Below are 7,095 nucleotides of genomic sequence, written 5' to 3'. Positions count from 1 at the left end.
TTTAGAAAGAAAAGAATGCTTCAAATAAATATTATTGAGGATATAAGAGATGAGAGATTTACAATAGAAGATACCTGGAATAACCCAGTATTTGAAAAAACTTAATGCAACAATAAAATTGGAAATTAATTATTTAAATTTCTTGGGGTAGGGGGAGTTATAACTATTTTTATAATCTACAGGGATGGCGGAATACCATTTCTTCAATAAGATGTAATAAGATATAATTTCAGTAAAAATAAAAATTCTACTGGAATTTTACTGCGAAATCTCTGGATGAATTTATAATTGATTGACAAATGAAATTATTAATAATATAATTTTTATAATAAGATGATAAAGACTGTGAAGGGAAGAGTAGGCTTAAGAGAAGGTTAAAGCGAGCCAGTGGTGGTGGAAGACTGGTACTGGACTTAGGCTGAAGAACATCCTGGAGTCTCTTACCGAAATCCTTTGAGAGTAGACTAAGACGTCTGTGGAGCGTTATATCCACAAAGAGGTGGCCTTTTAGGCAATTTGGGTGGTACCGCGAAGATTGGCTCTTCGTCCCATTATGGGATGAAGAGCTTTTTATATGTAAATAATGAGTTATTATAATAAACATAAAAATAAAAGGAGGTAGCTTATGCAAACAGTAGAAGTAAAGCAACTCTATAGAGAGAGTGAAAAATATTTAAACCAAGATGTTAGAGTATCTGGTTGGGTTAGGACTGTGAGATCATCAAAGGCCTTTGGATTTATTGAATTAAATGACGGTACCTTTTTCAAGAACCTTCAAATAGTTTTTGATGAAAAGCTTGAAAACTTTAAGGAAGTTGAGAAGCTTCCAATAAGTTCATCTATAACTGTAGAAGGAAAGTTAGTTGAAACTCCAGGGGCAAAACAGCCCTTTGAGGTTCAAGCAACCAAGATTATAATAGAGGGTATGTCAAGTTCAGATTATCCACTACAAAAAAAGAGACATACATTTGAGTATTTAAGAACAATAGCACACCTAAGGCCAAGAAGTAATACCTTCTCTGCTGTATTTAGAGTACGTTCTGTTGCAGCCTTTGCTATACACAAGTTCTTCCAAGAAAGAGGATTTGTTTATGTAAATACACCAATCATCACAGGAAGTGACTGTGAAGGTGCTGGTGAGATGTTTAGAGTAACAACATTAGATTTAAACAATATTCCAAGAAAAGAGGATGGAAGCATAGATTTTTCAGAGGATTTCTTTGGAAGAGAAGCAAACCTTACAGTTAGTGGTCAGCTTGAGGCAGAAATATTTGCCCTTGCATATAAAAAGGTATATACGTTTGGACCAACCTTTAGAGCAGAAAATTCAAATACAGCAAGACACGCTTCAGAGTTCTGGATGATAGAGCCTGAAATGGCCTTTGCTGACTTGAATGATTATATGGATACAGCAGAGGATATGGTTAAGTATATAATAAGCTATGTACTTGAAAATGCACCAGAGGAAATGGAATTTTTCAATAATTTCATAGACAATACACTATTGGATAGATTAAACAATGTGTTAAATTCAGAGTTTGCAAGAATAACATATACAGAAGCTATTGACCTTTTAAAGAAATCAGGTAAAGAATTTCAATATCCTGTTGAGTGGGGATGTGACCTACAAACAGAACACGAAAGATATATAACAGAAGAAATATTTAAAAAGCCTGTGTTTGTAACTAACTATCCAAAGGATATAAAGGCCTTTTATATGAGATTAAATGACGACGGTAAGACTGTTGCAGCGGCAGACCTTTTAGTTCCTGGTGTAGGAGAAATAATAGGTGGTAGCCAAAGAGAAGAACGATATGATGTTTTAGTTAGAAGAATTGAAGAGCTTGGAATGAGAAAAGAAGACTACTGGTGGTATTTAGAGCTTAGAAAATATGGAGAAACAAAGCACGCTGGATATGGTCTTGGATTTGAAAGAATGATTATGTATTTAACAGGAATGGGTAACATTAGAGACGTTATACCATTCCCAAGAACACCAGGAAATTGTGAGTTCTAATATTGAAATAGAAATGAATATGTATTATAATATATAAGAAGTCACGAAGGCTTCATCAGAGTCTCTTTATTAATAACAATTAGCTTACCACGAAGGTAGGGCGTTTTGCTCTACCTTTTTTATTTTTAATGGCAGCCATATCACATATAACTTATTCCAATTTAAAGGAGGGTTCTTATGTCAAAAATAAAAAATTTAGTACTTGCAGCTTTATTTTTGGCACTTGGTCTTCTTATACCAAGTATATTTCATATGAGTGGTCTTCCAGGTAATGTATTCTTACCAATGCACATACCAGTTCTACTTTGTGGGTTTATATTAGGAGAAAAATATGGTGCACTTATTGGATTTGTTACTCCATTTTTAAGTTCTATACTAACTGGTATGCCACCTATTTATCCGGTTGCAGTTGCTATGGCCTTTGAGCTTGCAACCTATGGATTTATATCAGGATATTTATACAAGAAGAGAAGGGTAAGTTTATTTGCAGCATTGATTTCTGCTATGCTTCTTGGAAGATTGGTTTTTGGTACTGCAAATTATATTCTTTTAACATCAATGGGAAAAAAGTATGTTCTAAATATGTTCATAACTGCATCCTTTGTAAAATGTATTTGGGGAATTATTATACAGTTTATTGTAATTCCTTTTGTTGTGAAAATGATTGAAAAGTATAATCTTGTATAAAAATAAGGGAGCTATATTTGCTCCCTTATTTTTTCTATAAATACCTCTATGCATTCCTTTATGGATAAATCCTGTGTGTTAGGTATGTATATGCCGTGTTTTTGAAGAGGAATAATTAATTTTGTTGCAGGTGAATTAAATATTGCCTTTGAAACTGTGGATGTAACTTCTCCACAGATTCCACCAGCACAAAGTATTCCAATAGGGCCAATTATAAAGTTTATCTGATTATTGAGTATATATTCACTTATGTTTTTGCTTCCTATAATTCCTTCTTCTGCACCGGATTTTAGCATATTTTTAAGTGCTGTTTTGTTAAGACCTAAAGCAACAACTTTAACTTTATCTTCAAACTCCTTTTTTATTTTTTTTATAACTGCCTGACCAATTCCAGCACCTTGTCCATCGACAACTGCAACTATCATACAACCACCTCATAACTATAATACTATAAAAAATAAATAATATGAATTAAAATTTGAAAACAAGATTATAATTTAAATTTAAAGGTTATAGTATGTCCTATGATAGTGAAATTTATCTTGTTTAAAAACAATGTTGCAAACAAATTAAAATATGATAAAATAATATAGAAATAGAATATTTAAGACTATGACGAGGAATAGTAAAAGTTAGTTCCTTTTCAGAGAGGGAATGGTTGGTGCGAATTCCTAAAGGACTGATTTTGAACCCACCTCTGAGTTCTGCACCGAAGTTAAAGTAGGCTGCAGCGGTTTTTCCGTTATCCATTTGAGAGAATATGCATTTGCATATTAATTAGGGTGGTACCGCCGAAAGTTTGCCTCGGTCCCTTTTAGGGATTCGAGGCTTTTATTTTATCGAGAAAACAAAGGTTTTTTTAATTAATACATAAAAATTAAGGAGGAGATAATATGGCAAAGGAAAAGGATAAAAAGCTTGTTGAAGCGATAACATCAATGGATGAAGATTTTGCACAGTGGTATACAGACATAGTAAAAAAGGCTGAACTTATCGATTATTCAAGCGTAAAGGGATGTATGATTATAAGACCATATGGATATGCAATATGGGAAAATATTCAAAGGGATTTAGATGCAAGATTTAAAGAGACAGGACACGAAAATGTTTATATGCCTCTATTTATACCAGAGAGCCTCTTAAGAAAGGAAGCAGAACACGTTGAAGGTTTTGCACCAGAGGTTGCTTGGGTTACTCACGGAGGAAGTGAAGAGTTAGCAGAAAGACTGTGTGTTAGACCAACATCAGAAACTCTATTCTGTGAGCATTTTTCAAAGATAGTTCAATCATATAAGGATCTTCCAAAGCTATATAACCAATGGTGTTCTGTTGTAAGATGGGAAAAGACTACAAGACCATTCTTGAGAACAACTGAATTTTTATGGCAAGAGGGACATACTATCCACGCAACAGCAGAAGAGGCAGAAGAAGAAACAATTAGAATGTTAAATATATATGCAAAACACTGCGAAGAAGTACTTGCAATACCAGTTATAAAGGGGAGAAAGACAGAGAAGGAGAAGTTTGCAGGAGCAAGAGCAACCTATACAATTGAGAGCTTAATGCACGATGGAAAGGCACTTCAAACAGGTACTTCCCACTTCTTTGGGGATAACTTTGCAAAGGCCTTTAATATAAGATACCTTGATAAGAATGGACAATTACAGTATGTATATGAAACATCTTGGGGAGTTACTACAAGATTAATTGGTGCAGTAATAATGGTTCACGGTGATGATAATGGGTTAAAACTTCCACCAAGAATAGCACCAATTCAAGTTGTAATAGTACCAATTGCACAGCATAAGGAAGGTGTACTTGATAAGGCAAATGAACTAAAGGAAAGACTTTCAAAGGTTGTTAGAGTTAAACTTGACGATTCAGACAAGATGCCAGGTTGGAAGTTTGCAGAATACGAAATGAAGGGTGTTCCTGTAAGACTTGAGGTTGGACCAAAGGATATAGAAAAGAATCAAGTTGTACTTGTAAGACGTGATACGATGGAAAAAATTTCAGTTTCAATGGATAATTTAGAACAAGAAGTGTTAAGGCTTCTTGATGATATACACAATAATATGCTTGAAATGGCAAGAAAGAATAGGGATGAACACACTTATGTAGCAACAAATATGGAGGAATTTAAGGATATAGTTGAAAACAAGCCTGGATTTATAAAGGCTATGTGGTGTGGAGATAGAGAATGTGAGGATAAGATAAAGGAAGAAACAGGTGCAACTTCAAGATGCATACCATTTGAGCAAGAAACTTTAAGTGACAAGTGCGTATGCTGTGGAAAGATAGCAAAGCATATGGTTTACTGGGGAAGAGCATATTAAAAAAGTTCCATAAATAGTATTTAAGAATATTAATAAGCATATTTATTAGATGAAATTTGAAGAAGCCCCATAAAGGATTTTATATATGGCTCTTTTATAAGCCTTAGCAAATCTTGCTTTTCGGCTTTGAAAAGTCCGTAATTCGGCACAGGATGTGCCGAGCCGAGCAGTCATCAGGACGATGACATTGCGAGGGTAGGACTTTTTCAAACAAAGAAAAGCTTAGATTTGATTGGCGAAATAAACGAATGCCTAAGAAATCCTTTATGGGGCTAATTTATAAATACTCCAAGTATTTTAAAATCCGTTTTTTTAATTATATAGCTCCATCTCAAATATTCTTTTTATCTCATTTAAATCCCTTGTTTTACTTAGTGCTACAATTAGTTTTATTCTTGCTTTTTGTCCTGGTAGAGTATCACCAAATATTACGCCTAAATTTCTAAGTTCGCGTCCACCACCTGGATATCCATAGCTGTCAAGGACACGTCCTTCAAAACATCTTGAAACAACTACAACAGGAATTCCTAAGTCAATGGCCTTCTTAATCCCTGATACCATATTAGGAGGTACATTTCCTCTTCCCATTCCCTCTATTACAAATCCATCTGTTCCCTTTTCAATACAGTAATCTATTAAAGTGGAATCCATACCTGTCACGCATTTGATGAGCTGAACATTTGCATTTACATTGTCTATTTCGATATGTTGTTTTCTAATGCTGTTGCGATAGAATATGACCTTATTGCTGTCTATTATTCCAATTGGACCAAATAAAGGTGATTGAAATGCATTTAAACTCATTGAATTTCTCTTTGTAACTTCACTTGCACAGAAGAGTTCATCATTAAAGCATACAAGAACTCCTCTTCCCTTTGCTTCCTCTGAAATTGCTGTACAAATTGATGCTGCAAGGTTTGCAGGGCCGTCATATCCAAGTTCTGAACTATTACGCATAGCTCCTGTTACAATTATTGGCTTTTCAGAGTTTATAGTTAGGTCTAAGAAGTAGGCAGTTTCCTCAAGAGAGTCTGTTCCGTGGGTTACTACAACACCTGATATATCATCTCTATCAAGTATTTCCTTTATGTATTTTGATAGTTCAAGCATTTTTTCAGGAGTCATATGTGGCCCTGGAAGTTTAGAAAAAGTAAAGCTTTCAATTGAGGCAAAACCTTCAATACCAGTTACCATTGCCATTATTTCTTCTGAACTTAAGCTTGGCACTGCAGCCTGAAGTTTTGGATCTACCTTCATTGAAATAGTACCGCCATTAAATACAACAGCTACTTTCTTCATAAGTTTACCCCCTATAGACTTATTCTAATTTTATTATATATCATATATTTTTTTTATGCTACATTATATTTATGGTAGTTGTTAATGTAGTTTATAATGAAATTTACAGTATAATTTGAAACTTCGAGTGCATAGTAAATATCCTTTTCCATTGAAGGGGGAGCTGATGTATATTCTTTGTGCATATTGTTTATATAATTTATAAGATTATTTAGGGAGTAAACTTCAATGGGGCGGGAATCTCTTGAGGGGGAAATATATGATTTATTGTTTAATAATTCTTCAAAATGGATGTGAAGAGTCTTTTCATATTTAAGATGCAAAAACATATTATCAAATTTTTTGTTATTATGAGCATAGCAGAAGTAATCGCAAATAAAGTGTGTAATAATCCCAAGCTTAGTATAAAATTTTTTTATATTTTTATTGCTTGTAAAACTATGTTTAATAAGTTCTTCCAACATTTTTATAATATAATCAAAGGATTTATCTTTGTAGTGGGGGATAAAAAAGAAGGGGAGAGAATAATCTGGCTTTAAACATCCATTCAAGAAACATTCTTGGTCAACAGCAATATTAAAATTTTCAATAATATTATTAATAATTGATTTGCCTATTAACTTATGGGTTGCAGATAACATAACCTCACATCCTGTAAAATATTAATTCTTTAATTATATTTTATTTTCTCTAAGATAAGTCAGATTTAAGGTTAGGTTAAATTTAAGTTATTTATAAAAATTAATAAAAACCCCC

The 7,095-nt window shown here is 33.4% G+C and carries 6 protein-coding genes and 2 other annotated features; of the genes, 3 read left to right on the top strand and 3 right to left on the bottom strand.

Going from position 1 to position 7,095, the window contains the following annotated elements; genetic code table 11:
• Positions 1 to 336 precede the first annotated feature (336 nt).
• Positions 337 to 554, top strand: a binding site (T-box leader).
• 71 nt (positions 555 to 625) lie between these two features.
• Positions 626 to 2,017, top strand: coding sequence for an asparagine--tRNA ligase (gene asnS / locus A3M9_RS0109920; RefSeq protein WP_027309089.1), 1,392 nt, complete (start codon positions 626 to 628; stop codon positions 2,015 to 2,017).
• Positions 2,018 to 2,194: 177 nt separating this feature from the next.
• Complete coding sequence (locus tag A3M9_RS0109915; RefSeq protein WP_027309088.1) at positions 2,195 to 2,704, top strand: ECF transporter S component; 510 nt, start codon at positions 2,195 to 2,197, stop codon at positions 2,702 to 2,704.
• 11 nt (positions 2,705 to 2,715) lie between these two features.
• Here A3M9_RS0109915 and A3M9_RS0109910 read toward each other — a convergent pair whose 3' ends face one another.
• On the bottom strand, positions 2,716 to 3,129 hold the full coding sequence (locus A3M9_RS0109910) for a DUF3842 family protein (RefSeq protein WP_027309087.1): 414 nt from the start codon (positions 3,127 to 3,129) through the stop codon (positions 2,716 to 2,718).
• A 178-nt stretch (positions 3,130 to 3,307) separates the two neighbouring features.
• Positions 3,308 to 3,520: a binding site (T-box leader), on the top strand.
• 77 nt (positions 3,521 to 3,597) lie between these two features.
• Between A3M9_RS0109910 and proS the strand changes: the two genes are divergently transcribed.
• On the top strand, positions 3,598 to 5,040 hold the full coding sequence (gene proS / locus A3M9_RS0109905) for a proline--tRNA ligase (protein ID WP_027309086.1): 1,443 nt from the start codon (positions 3,598 to 3,600) through the stop codon (positions 5,038 to 5,040).
• 312 nt (positions 5,041 to 5,352) lie between these two features.
• Here proS and A3M9_RS0109900 read toward each other — a convergent pair whose 3' ends face one another.
• Both A3M9_RS0109900 and A3M9_RS14255 read right to left on the bottom strand, forming a co-directional pair.
• Complete coding sequence (locus A3M9_RS0109900) at positions 5,353 to 6,339, bottom strand: asparaginase (protein ID WP_027309085.1); 987 nt, start codon at positions 6,337 to 6,339, stop codon at positions 5,353 to 5,355.
• Positions 6,340 to 6,392: 53 nt separating this feature from the next.
• Positions 6,393 to 6,980, bottom strand: a complete 588-nt coding sequence (locus tag A3M9_RS14255) for a zinc dependent phospholipase C family protein (RefSeq protein ID WP_051350695.1) — start codon at positions 6,978 to 6,980, stop codon at positions 6,393 to 6,395.
• Positions 6,981 to 7,095: the final 115 nt, after the last annotated feature.

This window comes from Caloramator sp. ALD01, assembly GCF_000472625.1.
Classification (GTDB): Bacteria; Bacillota; Clostridia; order Clostridiales; family Caloramatoraceae; genus Thermobrachium; species Thermobrachium proteoclasticum.
This window is presented reverse-complemented; position numbering and strand designations above follow the sequence as displayed.

Bases quoted from the DNA above. Each gene is read 5' to 3' on its own strand.
- A3M9_RS0109910 (WP_027309087.1), bottom strand. From the start codon at position 3,129: ATGATAGTTGCAGTTGTCGATGGACAAGGTGCTGGAATTGGTCAGGCA.
- asnS (WP_027309089.1), top strand. From the start codon at position 626: ATGCAAACAGTAGAAGTAAAGCAACTCTATAGAGAGAGTGAAAAATAT.
- A3M9_RS0109900 (WP_027309085.1), bottom strand. From the start codon at position 6,339: ATGAAGAAAGTAGCTGTTGTATTTAATGGCGGTACTATTTCAATGAAG.
- proS (WP_027309086.1), top strand. From the start codon at position 3,598: ATGGCAAAGGAAAAGGATAAAAAGCTTGTTGAAGCGATAACATCAATG.
- A3M9_RS0109915 (WP_027309088.1), top strand. From the start codon at position 2,195: ATGTCAAAAATAAAAAATTTAGTACTTGCAGCTTTATTTTTGGCACTT.
- A3M9_RS14255 (WP_051350695.1), bottom strand. From the start codon at position 6,980: ATGTTATCTGCAACCCATAAGTTAATAGGCAAATCAATTATTAATAAT.